At 69.5% G+C, this 15080-nt stretch carries 17 protein-coding genes; 10 read left to right on the top strand and 7 right to left on the bottom strand.

Annotated features, from left to right (window positions below):
* From ACFSXZ_RS25350 to ACFSXZ_RS25365, 4 genes are all read right to left on the bottom strand, one after another.
* Nucleotides 1-1017 (bottom strand): glycosyltransferase family 9 protein, encoded by a 1017-nt coding sequence (locus ACFSXZ_RS25350; protein ID WP_378267685.1) that lies wholly within the window; start codon nt 1015-1017, stop codon nt 1-3.
* A complete protein-coding gene (locus tag ACFSXZ_RS25355) occupies nt 1014-2498 on the bottom strand; it encodes an HAD-IIIA family hydrolase (RefSeq protein WP_378267686.1) in 1485 nt (494 codons plus the stop codon). The genes ACFSXZ_RS25350 and ACFSXZ_RS25355 overlap by 4 nt, the downstream gene beginning before the upstream one ends.
* The gene (locus ACFSXZ_RS25360; RefSeq protein ID WP_378267687.1) at nt 2495-4117 is read right to left on the bottom strand and encodes a carbamoyltransferase family protein; all 1623 of its coding nucleotides are present in this window, start codon (nt 4115-4117) and stop codon (nt 2495-2497) included. The genes ACFSXZ_RS25355 and ACFSXZ_RS25360 overlap by 4 nt, the downstream gene beginning before the upstream one ends.
* A 101-nt stretch (nt 4118-4218) precedes the next feature.
* A complete protein-coding gene (locus tag ACFSXZ_RS25365) occupies nt 4219-5178 on the bottom strand; it encodes a UDP-glucuronic acid decarboxylase family protein (RefSeq protein ID WP_378267688.1) in 960 nt (319 codons plus the stop codon).
* A 73-nt stretch (nt 5179-5251) separates the two neighbouring features.
* Here ACFSXZ_RS25365 and ACFSXZ_RS25370 point away from each other — a divergent pair, with 73 nt between their 5' ends.
* From ACFSXZ_RS25370 to ACFSXZ_RS25380, 3 genes are read left to right on the top strand one after another with little or no spacing between them, the layout of a single operon-like run.
* A complete protein-coding gene (locus ACFSXZ_RS25370) occupies nt 5252-6127 on the top strand; it encodes a polysaccharide pyruvyl transferase family protein (RefSeq protein ID WP_378267689.1) in 876 nt (291 codons plus the stop codon).
* Nucleotides 6124-6981 (top strand): glycosyltransferase family 2 protein, encoded by an 858-nt coding sequence (locus tag ACFSXZ_RS25375; protein ID WP_378267690.1) that lies wholly within the window; start codon nt 6124-6126, stop codon nt 6979-6981. The genes ACFSXZ_RS25370 and ACFSXZ_RS25375 overlap by 4 nt, the downstream gene beginning before the upstream one ends.
* On the top strand, nt 6978-7868 hold the full coding sequence (locus ACFSXZ_RS25380) for a glycosyltransferase family 2 protein (protein WP_378267691.1): 891 nt from the start codon (nt 6978-6980) through the stop codon (nt 7866-7868). The genes ACFSXZ_RS25375 and ACFSXZ_RS25380 overlap by 4 nt, the downstream gene beginning before the upstream one ends.
* A gap of 34 nt (nt 7869-7902) precedes the next feature.
* On the opposite strand, the gene ACFSXZ_RS25385 is transcribed toward ACFSXZ_RS25380, so the two are convergent.
* Together ACFSXZ_RS25385 and ACFSXZ_RS25390 are read right to left on the bottom strand one after the other, a co-directional pair.
* A complete protein-coding gene (locus tag ACFSXZ_RS25385; RefSeq protein WP_378267692.1) occupies nt 7903-9108 on the bottom strand; it encodes a glycosyltransferase in 1206 nt (401 codons plus the stop codon).
* 43 nt (nt 9109-9151) lie between these two features.
* Nucleotides 9152-10117, bottom strand: coding sequence for a glycosyltransferase (locus tag ACFSXZ_RS25390; protein WP_378267693.1), 966 nt, complete (start codon nt 10115-10117; stop codon nt 9152-9154).
* Between the two features lie 117 nt (nt 10118-10234).
* Here ACFSXZ_RS25390 and ACFSXZ_RS25395 point away from each other — a divergent pair, with 117 nt between their 5' ends.
* Genes ACFSXZ_RS25395 through ACFSXZ_RS25425 form a run of 7 tightly spaced genes read left to right on the top strand, consistent with a single transcriptional unit; the run spans nt 10235 to nt 14283 of the window.
* Nucleotides 10235-10675 carry a hypothetical protein gene (locus ACFSXZ_RS25395; protein ID WP_378267695.1) on the top strand — a complete coding sequence of 147 codons (441 nt, stop codon included), beginning with the start codon at nt 10235-10237 and terminating at the stop codon, nt 10673-10675.
* Nucleotides 10672-10923: a monovalent cation/H+ antiporter complex subunit F gene (locus ACFSXZ_RS25400; protein WP_378267697.1), complete on the top strand. Its 252-nt coding sequence runs from the start codon at nt 10672-10674 to the stop codon at nt 10921-10923. The genes ACFSXZ_RS25395 and ACFSXZ_RS25400 overlap by 4 nt, the downstream gene beginning before the upstream one ends.
* 5 nt (nt 10924-10928) lie before the next feature.
* The gene (locus tag ACFSXZ_RS25405) at nt 10929-11201 is read left to right on the top strand and encodes a monovalent cation/H(+) antiporter subunit G (RefSeq protein WP_378267698.1); all 273 of its coding nucleotides are present in this window, start codon (nt 10929-10931) and stop codon (nt 11199-11201) included.
* Nucleotides 11198-11440 carry a Na(+)/H(+) antiporter subunit B gene (locus ACFSXZ_RS25410; protein ID WP_378267699.1) on the top strand — a complete coding sequence of 81 codons (243 nt, stop codon included), beginning with the start codon at nt 11198-11200 and terminating at the stop codon, nt 11438-11440. The genes ACFSXZ_RS25405 and ACFSXZ_RS25410 overlap by 4 nt, the downstream gene beginning before the upstream one ends.
* Entirely contained in the window at nt 11437-12165 is a 729-nt protein-coding gene (mbhE, locus tag ACFSXZ_RS25415) for a hydrogen gas-evolving membrane-bound hydrogenase subunit E (RefSeq protein WP_378267701.1), read from the top strand. The genes ACFSXZ_RS25410 and mbhE overlap by 4 nt, the downstream gene beginning before the upstream one ends.
* Nucleotides 12162-12500, top strand: coding sequence for a sodium:proton antiporter (locus ACFSXZ_RS25420; protein WP_378267702.1), 339 nt, complete (start codon nt 12162-12164; stop codon nt 12498-12500). Before mbhE ends, ACFSXZ_RS25420 begins: the two co-directional genes overlap by 4 nt.
* A gap of 1 nt (nt 12501) precedes the next feature.
* On the top strand, nt 12502-14283 hold the full coding sequence (locus ACFSXZ_RS25425; RefSeq protein ID WP_378267703.1) for a complex I subunit 5 family protein: 1782 nt from the start codon (nt 12502-12504) through the stop codon (nt 14281-14283).
* Here the strand turns inward: ACFSXZ_RS25425 and ACFSXZ_RS25430 are convergent.
* A complete protein-coding gene (locus ACFSXZ_RS25430) occupies nt 14226-15071 on the bottom strand; it encodes a MerR family transcriptional regulator (RefSeq protein WP_378267704.1) in 846 nt (281 codons plus the stop codon). The genes ACFSXZ_RS25425 and ACFSXZ_RS25430 overlap by 58 nt on opposite strands.
* Nucleotides 15072-15080 lie beyond the last annotated feature (9 nt).

The following is a 15080-nucleotide window of genomic DNA, read 5'->3' on the forward strand; positions in this document are numbered from 1 at the left end:
TCATTGAGATCCTCCCGTGATTGCGGTCAACTCGGCGACGGCAGCCAGCACGGGTCCGGGAGCCAGCGCGTCGAGGCAGGGATGGCCCGGTACCGGGCATTCACGCGCCCGCGTGTCCCGGCAGGGTGCGTGCTGGTCGCCCAGGACGACGTGGGGCACGCCGTAGGGCGCCCAGCGCGCCGCCGGAACGACCGGGGCGAACAGCGACACCACCGGCGTGCCGACGGCGGCGGCGAGATGGGCGGGACCGGTGTTCGGCGCGACCACCACCGCGGCGTTCGCCAGCACCGAAGCGAGCCCGGACAGGTCCGTGGCACCACCGAGGTCGCGCGCCGAGGTGCCGGCGACTTCCGCCGTCGGCTCCCCGGGAGCGCCGGTCACGATGACGCGATGGCCTTCGGATGCCAGTGCCCGCACCAGTTCGGCGCTGCGGGCGAGAGAGGGTTGCCGGGCGGGGACAGAGGCGTTGGGATGCACGACGACGTAACCGGGGTCGCCGGTGAGCGCGGACACGTCGGGCAGGGGGCGGCGCACGGCCAGCGTGCCGTCATCCCCTGGGGGCAGGCGGAATCCGGCCGCTTCGGCCAGCGACAGCGCGCGTTCGGCCTCGGGCGGATCGCCGTCGGCGCGGTGGCGAAGATCGAGCAGGGAGCCCGGATAGTCCTCGCTGATCGCGCCGATCCACGGCACGCCCGCCATCCGCAGGATCAGGGCGAGCGGCAGCGGGGACTGGTGGAACGAGGTCAGCACGAGCGCCCGGTCGATCTCCGCGTTCCGGATCCGCTTCACCAGGCTTTCCACGTCTTCGGCCGCGATCGGGGGTGGTTCGGGGTCGATCCACGGCGCCAGGTATTCGATGATTTCGTCGACGCCGGGCAGAAGCTCGGCGGCGGCGCGGCCGCGCGGTCCGGCGAGCAGGGTCACCGATTCGGCGTGCGCCGCCACCGCGCGCACGCACGGTCCGGCGAGCAGCACATCACCGATGCTGTCGAGACGGGCGACGAGAACGCGTTTCATCGCACACCCGCCAACCGCACGGCTTCGCGCAGGTTCGGCGCGACGAGACGGGCGCGTTCGACCTCTTCGGGCAGCGTGCGCGCGGTCGGCACCAGAATGCCCACCGCACCGGCGGCCTCCGCCGCGTCCACGTCGGCTCCGGTGTCACCGATCACGACACATTCGCGTACCTGGACGCCGAGCGCTTCGGCCGCCCGCAGGATCAGGCCGGGCGCGGGTTTGCGGCAGGAGCAACGGTCGTCGTCGCCGTGCACGCAGACCTGCCAGGTTCCGAACGGTCCGAGTACCTGTTCCACCTTGGCGTTCACGGCTTCGACGTCCTGCTCGGTGATCAGGCCGCGAGAGACTCCGGACTGGTTGCTCACCACGCCGACGGGAATGCCGGCCTTTCGCAGCAGCGTAAGGATTTCCTCCGCGCCGGGCACCGGCCGCACCCGTTCCGGATCTCCGAGATAGGGCACATCGACGATCAGCGTGTCGTCCCGGTCGAAGAGGATGGCGGCGGGAGGCACCGGTTGTCCGGGCGGCTTTGTGCGCCGCGCCTTGGCTTCGCCCGCGATCCGGTGCGCGCACGCGGCCGGCGGGATGAGCACGCTGGTGAGCAGCATCCGGCCGATTTCCCCGGCCGTCTTCGGGCCCGGCGCGATCCGGCGGGCCGCGAATTCGGCGGTGAGCACGGTCCAGGCGGCGGCTGCGGCGAGGGCGACCGGCCTCCGCCGAGCCGTGAGCGCGGCCAAAGCGGTGACGCCCGAAATGGTCGTCAGCGCGTGACGGCCGAGCCTGCCCGGGCCTTCACCGACCTTCCTTCGCCACGCCCGGCCGTGCTTACGACGCATCAGGGCGTTGTCCGCGTTGCCTCGCTGGGCGCGCAGGCTGGCCAGCGGACCGGCCTGGCGCGCCGGGTGGACGGTAACCCGCTGCCCCCGGACGATCCGATAGCCCGCCTCGCGGACCCTCAGCGCCAGGTCCGCGTCTTCCCGGTAGGCGCGCGGAAAACGTTCGTCGAAACCGCCCACGGCGAGCAGCGCCTCCCGGCGGTAGGCCATGTCCGCGGTGATCCACCGGGCCTTCGCCAAGGCGGCGGTGCCGCGCTCGTCGTCGGTCGGTTTGCGATCTTCGGACAGCGGGACGGTGATTTCCGCCTGTGACGCTCCCACGTCGGCGGGCTGATCCGCGATGTCGGCGACCAGATCGGCGTGCCAGCGCGGGGAAACCCGCACGTCGTCGTCGAGGAAGGCGATCCATTCGGTGGCGGCCGCGAGCCAGCCGGTGTTCCGGGCGGCGGCGGGACCACGGCCGCCCGAGACGAGCACTCGCGCACCTTCCACGCGCAGTTCCCGGGCCCGCTGAGGGGCCTTCGGCCGGTCGTCGACGACGATGATTTCCTTGAGCAACGGGTTTTCGCCCTGGCGGAGATCGTCGAGGAGCGCGTGAAGGTTGTCCCGGCCGGTGGTCGGAATCACGATCGAGTACCCCGTCATCGCAGCACCACGAAAGGTCCGATCGCGAGCAGGTCCACCGGCGCCGAGCCGAAGCATTCCAGCGCGTCGCGCGGGCTGTCGACCATCGGCCTGCCCGCCGTGTTGAGGCTGGTGTTGACGACCGTGGGCAATCCGGTCCGGCGCTCGAACTCGCGGAGCACCGCGGCCATCAGCGGTTCGGCCCCGGCATCGACGGTCTGGATCCGCGCCGTACCGTCCACATGGGTCACCGCCGGTATACGGTCCCGCCATTCCGGCGCGACATCGTGGACGAAAAGCATGTACGGACTGGGAATCGGGCCTCGCCCGAACAGGTCACCGGCGCGATCGGCCAGGACCATCGGCGCCACGGGCCGGAACTGTTCACGGCCCTTCACATCGTTGAGCCGTTCCAGGTTGGCTTCGTAACCCGGATGCGCGAGCAGCGACCGGTGGCCCAGCGCGCGCGGACCGAATTCGGCGCGGCCCTGGAACCAGGCGACTATCTGGTCGTCCGCCAGCGCGTCGGCGACCGTCGCGGCGAGGTCTGGCGGGCGTTCGTACCGGATTTTCGCATGCCGTAGTACTTCTTCCAGTTCGTCGTCCGTCCAATCACGACCGAGAGCGGCGCTCGTCATGGTCGTCCTCGGCTCGCCGGACTCGGCCGCCAGTTGCAGCGCGGCACCCAGCGCCGTACCGGCGTCACCGGCGGCGGGCTGCACCCATAACCGCTCGAACGGGCCTTCCGCGAGCAGCCGGGTGTTGGCGACGCAGTTGAGCGCGGTGCCACCGGCCATGGCCAGGTTCCGTTGCCCGGTGCGCGCGTGCAACCAGTCGAGCAGTCCCAGCAGCACATCCTCCAGCCGTTTCTGGACACTCGCCGCGAGGTCGGCATGGACGTCGTCGAAAGACGAACCCCGCCGCCGTCGCGGCGCGAAGGAATCCCAGTCGATCTGTTCGGTGCGGAAGCCGCCTTCGCCGGTCAGGTAGACCAATGTGGACAGCTCGTCCAGAAACCGTGGCTTGCCGTAGGAGGCCAGCGCCATCACCTTGTACTCGTCGCTGGAGCGGGCGAAACCGAGGTGTTCGGTAAGGTCCTCGTACATCAGCCCGAGCGAATGCGGGAGGCGCTGGGTGGCCAGCTCTTCGAGTTTTCCCTCGCGGTACTGACCGGCGAGGGCGGAGGCACTTTCTCCCCGGCCATCGGCCACCAGCACCGCGCAGTCGTCGAACGGCGCGGCCAACGCGGCCGAAGCGGCGTGTGCCACGTGATGGGGGACGAACTTCACGATCGACGGGTCGAGTCCGGGCAATGCGCTCTGGAGAAGGAAAGGCGCACGTTCGGCGTAGGTGGTGCGCAGCGGCTCCCAGGTCGGATCGAGCCCGCCCAGGTCATGGTCGACGAGCGCCGGGTCGTAGGAAAAGCCCACCGCGTCGAGGTCCCTCGCCTCGATACCGCCGCGGCGCAAGCACCACGCGGCCGCGGCCTCCGGCTGCTCCCACGCGGAAAACGGAACGGGCCGCTTACCGTGCTTACGCCGCGAGAATCGCTCCTCTTCGGCCGCTGCCACGATTTCCCCGTCGACCACGAGCGCGGCCGCCGGATCGTGGAAGATCGCGTTCACGCCCAGGATTCGCATACGGGCCCTCCCTGCTCGTGGTCGAACTCAGGTTCTCTATAGCGCTACCCGGCGCAGTCAACGTCAAACAGTAAAAGACTGAATTCCCTGGACGTCGCTACTCAGTGAAGCGACACTTGCTCTGCGAAGCCATCGGCGAACCACGCGACGGTGCGCGAGATTCCTTCGGAAAACGAAATTTCCGGGCGCCAGTCCAGGACGGACTTCGCCAGCGAGATATCGGGGCAACGCCGCTTCGGATCGTCCACGGCGGCATCCACGTGCCGGATCGGCACGTCCGCCCCCGTCACTTCCCGAATTTCCCGCGCGAGGGCGAGCACCGGACGTTCGTCCGGATTACCGAGGTTGACCGGTCCCGAATGGCCGCTCGCCGCGAGCGCGACCAGACCACGGACGGTGTCGTCGACATAACACACCGAACGAGTCTGATCACCGCGCCCGGTGACGGTCAGAGGCTGCCCGGTCAGCGCCTGGCACACGAAGGACGGGATCATCCTGCCGTCGTCGGGTCGCATGCGCGGACCGTAGGTGTTGAAAATGCGCGCGATCGTGGTGTCCACGCCGAACTCGCGACGATAGGCGGTGGTCAGCGCCTCCGCATAACGCTTCGCCTCGTCGTAGACACTCCGGGGCCCGATCGGATTCACATTGCCCCAGTACGTTTCCGGCTGAGGGTGCACCAGGGGGTCGCCGTAGACCTCGCTGGTCGAGGCGAGCAGGAACCGCGCGCCATGGGCCCGCGCGAGATCCAGCGCGTTGGCCGTCCCCAGAGCGCCGGCCCGCAATGTTTCGATGGGAAGCCCGAAGTAGTCCGGGGGCGACGCGGCCGACGCCAGATGCGCCACCAGATCGAACTCGCCTTCGACCTCGAAAGGCCGCGTGACGTCGTGCTCCAGCATCGTGAACCCCGCCTGGCCGGCGAGATGTGTGACGTTCGCCGCCGCGCCGGTGGCGAAGTTGTCCAGGCACACCACGTCCACGTCGTCCCGGAGCAACGACTCGCAGAGATGGCTGCCCAGAAAACCTGATCCGCCGGTGACCAGCGCGCGGGTAAACGACACGCCCTGCGTGATACCCGTTGAAAACGCGGCGAAACCAGTGGTTCACCGTGGGCCCATCGGGTACTCGGGCCGCATGCGGGTATTGGTCACCGGCTGGGCGAGTTTCCGGCACGGAGAGGCGACCGCGGGTGACGTGCTCAGCCTGCGGTGTGTGCGTTCCGCGCTCACCGAATCGGGTATCGCCGCGGACATCGCGTGGAGTGACGGCTATTTACCCAGCGCGCGCACGCTCGCCGAAACCGATCCCCGCGACTACACGCATCTTGTCTTCGCCTGTGGCCCGGTGCACGGCTGGCAGGTCGAACAGTTGCACCACGAATTCGCCGATTGCGAGCGCATCGCGGTCGGCGTTTCCGTGCTCGACGCGCGGGATCCGGCGGTCACCGGCTTCCACCGGGTGCTGGCCCGCGACGGATGCGGCCCCGCCCGCGCCGATCTTTCCTTGTCCGGCGACACGGCCGCCACGCCGGTCGCCGGAGTGATCTTCGCCCCTGGACAGGCCGAGTACGGCGACCGGCGGCGGCACGACACCGTCCATGACACCCTCTCGGCGTGGATGTCCGAAGTGGACTGTGCGTGGCTTCCGCTGGACACCCGGTTGGACACCACCGACTGGCGGCACTGCTCGACACCGGACCAGTTCGCGTCGGTGCTGTCGCGGTTGGACGTGATCGTGACCACCCGGTTGCACGGCCTCGTCCTCGGCCTGCGTGCCGGGGTGCCCGTACTCGCGGTGGACCCGGTCTCCGGAGGAGGCAAGCTCACCGCGCAGGCCCAGGCGTTGCGCTGGCCCGCGCTGACCCTGGCTGACCCGCCCGCGCTCGAGCATTGGTGGCGTTGGTGCCGGTCAAGCGAAGGCAAGGCGAAGGCGATGGCCGTGGCGAAGTCGTCGACCGAACCGCCGATGACGGAATTGGTCCGCGAGCTGCGCGAGGAACTGACCGCATGACATCACGAACGACCGTGGTCATCGCGACACGGGACCGGGCGGACGAACTGGAGCGGACGCTCGCGCGGCTGCGTGCTCTGCGACCGGCACCACCGATCATCGTGGTGGACAACGGCTCCACCGACGACACCGCGCATCGCGCGGGCCGGGTCCCCGGGGTGACGGTGGTGCACCTGACCGCCAACGCGGGAGCGGCGGCCCGGAACGTCGGCGTGGCGTTGGCCAGGACTCCGTATGTGGCCTTCAGCGACGACGACTCGTGGTGGGCTCCGGATGCGCTGACACAGGCGGAATCGCTGCTGGCCGTCCACCCGGGGGTGGGGTTGATCGCGGCGAAGACCCTGGTCGGGGACGCGGAGCGAGAAGATCCGGTGCACGAGGCGATGATGGACAGTCCGCTCGGCCGTGACCCGGCGCTGCCGGGGCCTTCGGTGCTCGGCTTTCTTGCCTGCTCGGCGATCGTGCGGGTGCGGGCGTATCGCGAAGCGGGCGGGTTCAGCTCATTGCTGCATTTCGCCGCCGAGGAGAAACTGTTGTCCTACGACCTGGCCGCGCTGGGCTGGAAGTTGTGCTATGTCCCGGAAATCCGCGCGCACCATCACCCTTCCACCCGGCGGGCGACGGGACGGCGTCGCCACCTGGAGCAGCGCAACAACGTCCTGATCGCGTGGCTCCGGCGGCCACCGCGGGAGTGCCTGCGCGCCGTGACGGAACTCGCCCGCGAGATTCCGCGCGACCCGGGTGCGGCGCTGGCGCTCGGCGCCGCCCTGCGCCGTCTTCTCCGTGCTCTCAAGGCCCGCAGGCCGTTGCCGAGCCGGGTCGAACACGACGTCCGTACCCTGGAGGCCGCGTGAATTCGGTTACCGCTGTCGTCATCACTCATAATCGCAGGGAAGAACTGCTCGAAACCTTGCGCTGGATGACGTCTTTGCCGGATGCGGCACCGATGATCGTGGTGGACAACGGGTCGGCCGACGGGACGGCCGACGCGGTGGCTCGTGAACATCCTGAAGTCCGGTTGATTCGCAGTGACCGCAACCTGGGCGCGGTCGGCCGCAACGTCGCCGTGGACCTGCTGACCACGCCGTATGTCGCCTTCTGCGACGACGACACGCGGTGGCAGGCCGGCGCGCTGACCCGCGCCACCGAGCTGCTCGAACGGTATCCGGGCCTGGCCTCGGTCACCGGACGCTGCCTTGTCGAGCCGGGGTTGGAAGAGGACCCACTGACCTCGGAACTGCGGCATTCCCCGGTGCGCGGCCCGGACTGGTTGCCCGGTCCAGCGCTACTGGGTGTGATGGCGGGCCTGTCCGTGTTCCGGGTTTCGGCCTTCCGTGAAGTCGGTGGCTTTTCCCCGCGAATGTGGCTCGGCGGCGAGGAAGAGTTGCTCGCCCTCGATCTCGCCGCGGCGGGCTGGTGGATGTGCTGGGCCGAAGACGTCGTCATCCACCACGCACCGTCGGCCAGCCGTGACTCCCGTGACCGTCGCAAGCTGGGCATCCGCAACACGTTGTGGACCCTATGGCTTCGGCGCCCGGTCCGGAGCGCGCTGCGGCGGACCGCCGCCGTCCTTCGTTCCGCCCCTGCCGACGGTGCGACCGCGAGCGCGGTCGCGGCCGCACTGCGTGGACTTCCTTGGGTGGTCAGGAATCGCCGCGTCGTCCCCCGGACGGTCGAGGCGGGCCTGATGTCCCTTGAGGACTCCCAGCGGAATTCCGTCGCTCGCCGTTACGTCGGCTGACGTGACGAGCGACGGATCTCGTTATTCCTGTGTGTTACAGCGCCATCCTCCGGCCGGTGCGCCCGGCGGTGTGAACCTGGTGGTAGACCGAGGCCGTCTCGGCCGCTATCTGGTCCCACGAGTACCGCTTACGAGCCCTCGCGGCACCGGCGGCACCGTAGGCTTCGCGAAGCTGGTCGCTTGCGCAGAGCTTTCGGACGGCGGCGGCGACGGCGTCCGGATCCCCGGGCGGCACCAGGAAACCGGTTCGCCCGTCGACCACCGTGTCGATAAGACCACCCACCGCGGACCCGACGACCGGCGTCCCGGAGGCCATCGTTTCCAGCGGCACCATGCCGAACGGTTCGTAGGTCGGCGTGCACACCACCGCATCGGCCGAGCGCAGCAACGGAGGCATGTCCGCACGGGATACCAGCCCGGGCATCCGCAGCCGGTCGGCCACCCCCAGCTCTTCGGCCAGCCCTGACAGGCGCCGCGCCTCCGGGTCGTCTTCGACCGGGCCACCCGCGATGACCAGTTCCGTCTCGGGCAGTCGCGCGAGTGCCGCCACCGCGACCTCGAAACCCTTGCGCGGCACCAGACGGCCGGCGGTCACGATCCGGTGCCGCGCCGTGCGGGGCGCGCGGGGGCCTTCCGGCGTGAACAGGTTCAGGTCGACCCCGCAGGGGATGACCGAGGTCCGCGACCGGGGCAGCGGCACGCCCATCCGCGCGATTTCGAAGACCTCGTTGGAGCAGGTCGCCACCACCTGGTCGGCCCTGCGGCAGATCGACCGCTCCAGCTCGATCCGCCCTTCCGGACTGGTGTCGGCGTCCCCCTGGTGCCGCTTCTTCACCGAGCCCAGCGCGTGAAAGGTCTGCACCATGGGAATTCCGGTGCCTTCGACGGCGGCGAGGCAGGCGAGACCGGACATCCAGAAGTGGGCGTGGACCAGGTCCGGCTCGTCGCGTGTCCACTCGTTCCGCAGGAATTCGCCGAACTCGTCCATGTGCGGCAGCAGTGCGTCCTTGGGCAGTTGCCGCGCCGGCCCGGCGGGCACGTGCACCACCCGGTAACCCTGCGGCGTGTCGACCTCACGCGGCAGCCGTGCGGAATCCCGTCGCGTGTAGACGGTGACATCGTGTCCGCGCCGGCGCAACGCGGCGGAAAGCTCGGCGACGTGCACGTTCTGCCCGCCCGCGTCCACCCCGCCGAGCGCGGCCAGCGGGCTCGCATGTTCGGAAACCAGGGAAATCTTCATGGCTCTTCTCCTTCCCGCGAGTTCGTTGGGGCGACACTGCGCGTTACCGCGTCCGCTCGAAGGTTTCGGTCAGTAAGCGGTCCCAGGCACGCAGGAATTTCTCGATCCCGAAGTCGGCCAACGCCGATTCGCGCGCCGCTTTGCCGGTCACGCGGGCGAGATCGGGGTCGTTCAGGAAGGCGCGGACGCCTTCGCGAAGCCGTCCGACATCGGTGTCGACGACACCGGCTTCCGGTGGCACGGCTCGAAAGGCCTCCGTGGTACCCAGGCTGACGACCGGCATGCCCAGCAGCATCGCTTCGATCAAGGACAGGCCGAGCGATGTCCACCGTGCGGTGTGCAGATAGACGCGCCGCCGCGCGACCTCGGTGTGCAGGTCCGCGGTGGCGAGGTCCCCGACGCCGGTCAGCGGCGCACCGAGCGCGTCGGTGCCGATCCCGAACACGTCGACTGGCCCGTCTTCGGCGAAGGCGGGCAACAGGTCGGTGCCGGTGATCCGGCCACGGCGCACCGGCTCGTTGATCATCACCGCGGTGCGGGAAAGCATTCCGGTGTAACGATATCCGGGGTCCACCACGCCGTGCGGGATCACCTGGGTCGGGCAATCACCGTTGTCCCACATCAGATCGTTGAAGTGAGTCACGTGCACGACGGGCACCGCGTCCTGCCCGGCCAGCGGATGGCGGCTGGTGACCGCGTGTTCTCGCGGAGTGTTGTGCTCCACGTACACGGCCGGAAGGTCGATTCCGGGTCGGCGGCCGAGCCACCCTTCGACAAGGGCGAACTCTTCCGGCCGTTGCAGGACCGCGACATCCACCTCGAGTGGTTCACCGAGGGCGACCTCGCGCACGTTCGGTGGCCAGTCCCGCCCCGCGCGACCGAGACCCCACGGACCGCCGCCGCGCAACCGTGGCACCAGGTAGGTATGCGGCCCCCGCACGAACGATGTCGTCCAGGAGCCATGCACGTGCCACGACAACACCCGTAGTCCCGTTCTCGTTTCGGCCATGGCCATAAGGTTGCCGGGACGAAATCTCCTAAACGGACATCTGAGCCGGCGCTTGTTTCGCCGTCACCGTCGCGTCACCGCGGTTTGACGGACCTGCGAAAGGGGCATCCGTCAGCCGTGCGCACGGTTGCCGGGGAATTCGTCTGCTGGTGGGTCGTTCTCAGCGTTGTCTGGCTGCTGACCGCGTCGAGCGTCACCGCGCCCGAAGCGGTCGCGGCCGCGGTGTTCGCACTGCCCGGCGCCGCCATCGCGGTGGCGGCGCGGCGGTCCTTGGGCGGGCTCGAAGCGCCGGACCGTCGCTGGTGGCGCTGGTTCGTGCGGGTCCCGCTGTCGGCGGTGGCCGAGACCATCACCGCGTTGCGGATACGCGGGCCCGGCCGGACGGAACGGCTGACGCTTCCGGCCGATCGGCTCGAAGCCCGGCAGGCCGTGGCGACGGTCGCGATCGGGATGTCACCGGGCGCGATGGTGGCCGATGTGCCACCGGACGAGGCCGCGGTGATCGTGCACCGGCTTGTGCCGGGCCGGCTCCGGGCGCTCGATGAGGTACAGCGATGACGACGTGGCTCATCGCGGCGGCGGTACTGCTCGCGGGCGGCTTCGCTCCTTCGTTGTGGCTGGCTTCCCGGGGCGATCCGGTGAACCGGCTGGTGGGTACGGAACTCGCCGCGGCGGTGACCGTTCTGTCGTTGCTGTGCCTCACGCAGGCGTACGGGCCATCGAGCGCGCTGATCCTGCCGTTGGTGCTGGTGGTGCTTTCCTTCGCGGGCACGATCGTGTTCACCCGGCTCCTCGGGCAGCGGTGAACACCATGAACCCTGTCGCCGCGGTGCTCGCCTTCGCCGGTGTGGCGGTGGTCCTGGTCGCCGTGGCCGGCATGCTGCGGGCTCACGGCACGCTGGCCCGGCTGCACTTCCTGACCCCGGTGACGACCTTGGGCGGACCACTGATCGGGCTCGGGCTCGTGATCGAAATCGGCTGGAACCTCACCTCCGCGATGGTCGCCTTGACCGTGGTCCTGCTCGCCGTGGTCGGACCGGTGCAGCAGAGCGCCACCGCTCGCTTGGTGCGGGAGCGCCGATGAGCACGGCATTACTGCTGGGCATGCTCGCCCTGGTCTCGGTGGCGGGGTTGGTCGTGGTGCGCACGACCGAGCCCGCCCGTCAGGCGGTCACGCTGTCCGTCTACAGCTTTTCGCTCACCTTGTTGTTCGTCCTGCTCCAGGCACCGGACGTGGCCCTGTCCGAACTCGCCGTCGGCGCGGCCGTGGTGCCCCTGCTGGTCTTGCTGACGTTGCGCAAGATCGGGCGGGGCAAGTCGTGAACCGCCGGTTCCGGACCGTCCTGGCGCTGGCCGGTGCCGCCGGCATCGCCGCCTTGCTGTGCGCCGCCTTCCTCCGCACGCCTGGAGCCGCGCACGTCTACAGCGATCTTGCGGTGCCGATCGCGCAGGCACGGTCGACGCAGAACGTCGTTTCCTCGGTCAACTTCGATTTGCGGGCACTCGACACCTTGGGGGAGGAGACCATCGTGGTGGCGGCCGTGGTCGGGACCCTGTCGCTCCTGGCGCCTTCCCGGGCGACCCGCCGCCAGATCGAGCAGCCCGTACGCCCGGTGCTCCCGTCGGTCAAGTTCACCGGCTATCTCCTGTTGCCGGTCACCGTGGTGCTCGGGGCCATTGTGGTGCTGCACGGCCATCTCACCCCCGGCGGCGGATTCCAGGGCGGCGTCGCGCTGGCGACCGGGTGGCATCTGCTGTATCTGGCCGGTGACTACCCGGCGCTGGACCGGTTGCGCCCGATCGACTGGTGTGAGTACGTCGATGCCGCCGCCACCGGCCTCTATGTCGTCACCGGTCTGATCGGGCTGGGCCTGGCCGGATCCTTCCTGGCGAACTTCCTGCCGTCCGGGACGTTCGGTTCCCTGCTCTCGGCCGGAATCGTTCCGGTGCTGAGCTTTTTCGTCGGTGTCGAGGTCGCGGCGGGCCTGCTGGTGCTGCTGGCTCAGTTCCTCGAACAGGCCATGGTCCGGTCGGGGGACGGCGCATGATCGCGACCTACGGCTGTTACGCCGTCGCCGGGTGGCTGCTGCTGATCGGAAGCCTCGGTATCGCGCGCAGCCGGAACCTGGTGCACGCCGTCGTGTCGCTGTCGGTCGCCCAGTCCGGGACGTACGTGCTGCTGCTGGGCATCGGGTACCAGCGTGGGGCGAGCCCGCCGATCCTGCCGGCCGGCCCGGTGGTCGACCCGATGGTGCAGGCGATGACGCTGACCGACATCGTGGTGTCGGCGACCGTCACCGCGTTGCTGCTCGCGATCACCATCCAGGTCGCCCGGCGGCACGGCACGATCGACCCGGACGAGCTTCGCGCGCTGCGAGGCTGACGTGTCCGTGACTGCCCTTCCCGCCCTTGCGATCGCGGTCCCGCTGGCCGGTGCCTGCCTGCTGCTCGCCCTCGGCCGCCTCCTTCCTCGCGCCGCCGTCGACGCGCTGGCGCTCGGCCTGTCCGCGGTGATCACGGTGGTGCTGTTCGCGCTGACGTTGTCCTGCCGGCACGGCCGGGTGGTGAACTGGGTCGGAAACCATACGCCCCAAGGGGTTCGCTCGGTCGGGACCGTGCTGGTGGCCGACCAGCTTGCCGCGCTGCTCGGCCTTCTCGCCGGTGTGCTCACGTTGTTCGCGCTGCTGTACAGCCGGCGCTACTTCGAGGCCGTCGAAGCCCGGTTCCACGCCATGATGCTGCTGTTCCTGGCCGGCATGCTCGGGTTTCTGTTCACCGGCGACCTGTTCACCCTGTTCGTCTTCTTCGAGCTGATGAGCGCGGTCGCCTACGCCCTGACCGGTTATCAGACCGAGGAAGCCGAGTCGGTCCAGGGGGCGCTCAACTTCGGTGTCGTGAACTCGCTCGGGGCGTATTTCTCGTTGATGGGCATCGGGCTGTTGTACGCGCGGACGGGGCAACTCGGGCTCGCGCAGGTCGGCGTGGTGCTGGCCCAGGGGCCGAAGGACGGGCTCGTGGTGGCGGCCTTCGTCCTGGTGATCACCGGGCTCTTGGTCAAGGCCGCGGTGGTGCCCTTCCATTTCTGGCTCGCCGACGCGCACGCGGTCGCACCGGCACCGGTGTGCGTGCTGTTCTCCGGCATCATGGTCGAGCTCGGCCTGTATGGGACCTTCCGGATTCAGGAAATCGTGTTCACGCCGGTGCTGTCCTCGGCGCTGCCCCGGATCGCCACCGTGTTGGGCATCGTGACCGCCCTGCTCGGCGCGGTGATGAGCTTCACGCAGCGTCATCTGAAACGGATGCTGGCCTATTCGACCATCGCCCACACCGGCCTGTTCCTTTGTGGACTGAGCACTCTGGAGGGACCCGCGCTGGTGGGCTTCGTGCTCGCGGTGGCCGGGCACGCCGGGGCGAAGGGATCACTGTTCCTGCTGACCGGTGTGATCCGCGACCGCTACGGCAGTGTGGACATCGACGAACTGCATGGACGAGTGCGGAATTCCCGGTTCCAGGCGGCACTCTTCCTCGTGGGCGGGCTCGCCTTGGCCGGGCTGCCACCGTTCGGCGTCGCGCTCGGCCAGGCGGTGTCCGACGAGACCGGGCCGGACTGGCTTCTGCCGGTGGCGTTCGTCGTCGCGGCGGTGTCCGGGGCGGCGGTCCTGCGCGCGGGTGCGAGAGTCTACTTAGGACTTGGAACGCGGCCGGACAGTACGGAAGACACCACCACCGGCTCGGACGAGGAACCGGAGACCAAGGGCCGGATCTCCCGCACCCCACCGGAAATGACGGTCGCCGCGGCCGGTCTCCTGCTGTGTTCGCTCGCCGTCGGTTTGGTTCCGGTGATCGGGAAGTGGGCGGCCGAGGGAGGCTCCCAGGCCACCGATCGCGCCGGCTACCTCCACGATGCCCTGCCTTCGCTGCCCGCCGCCGCGGCTTCGGCTCCGCCTCCGGCCGCGTGGACGACCTCCGGCGTGGTCGTCGGCCTGCTGACCACGCTGGCCTCGGTCGGTGTCTGCGCCGCGATGCTCTGGCCCCGCTGGCGGCAAGCGAAGGCCGTCACCGGGACCATGCACGGCCTGCACCGCCTGCATTCCGGCCACATCGGCGACTACGTCGCCTGGCTGCTGGCCGGTGTCCCCGTACTCGCGATCCTCGTGCTCTGGTGAGCGTCTACGGGCTGAGGGGCGAGCCTGTCAGCAGGCACTCGCTCGACGCGGGTCCAGCCCTTCCAGCCCCGTGCCTCCAGGATTTCTCTGAGCCGTTTGGCGCCCGGCGCGGACTCGATCATGGTCGAGTCCAGCAGGTCGACGAACCGGTCGTCGAAGCCGTCGGCACCGCCGTCGCGGGTCTCCACAGCACGGATCATCAGGCGCTCCAGGATGTCGGCGATCTCGACGATCCGCGGATCGTCGGCCGGCCAGTCGAGCGCCCCGCTGAGCAGGCTGTAGAGCTTCACCATGTCAGGGTCGTCCAACTGCTCGTGCTTCTTGGCGATCACGGCGTCGATCAGGTGCGGCACCTGGGCTGCGATCATGATCCAGGCATCCCGCTCCAGTTCGATGTACCGCTCTTCGACGCCGAGATCGCGTAGCCGGTCGAGGTAGTCCACCACGCTCCGCGGGAGCGCCAGGTGGTCGCCGGCGGCCAGCCGGGCGAGCCGTTCGCGGGTGTGCCGCAGTCGCCGGATCTCGGCGCGCAGGTCCTTGTCGATCTCCTGGACACCGGCGCGGAACTCCTCCGGGCCGGCGTCCAGGAGTTCCTGGACCCGGGCCAGCGGCACGCCGGCATCGGCCAGGGTGTGGATCCGGATGAGCCGCGCGATCGCGGCCGCGTCATAGATCCGGTATCCGGAGTGATCGCGTTCGGGCTCCGGCAGCAGCCCGATCCGGTGGTAGTGGCGCACCGCCCGCACCGTCACCCCGGCGTGCGCCGCGAGTTGGCTGATGGTGAGCATGGGTCCAGC

Source organism: Amycolatopsis pigmentata, from assembly GCF_042684065.1.
Taxonomy (GTDB): domain Bacteria; phylum Actinomycetota; class Actinomycetes; order Mycobacteriales; family Pseudonocardiaceae; genus Amycolatopsis_E; species Amycolatopsis_E pigmentata.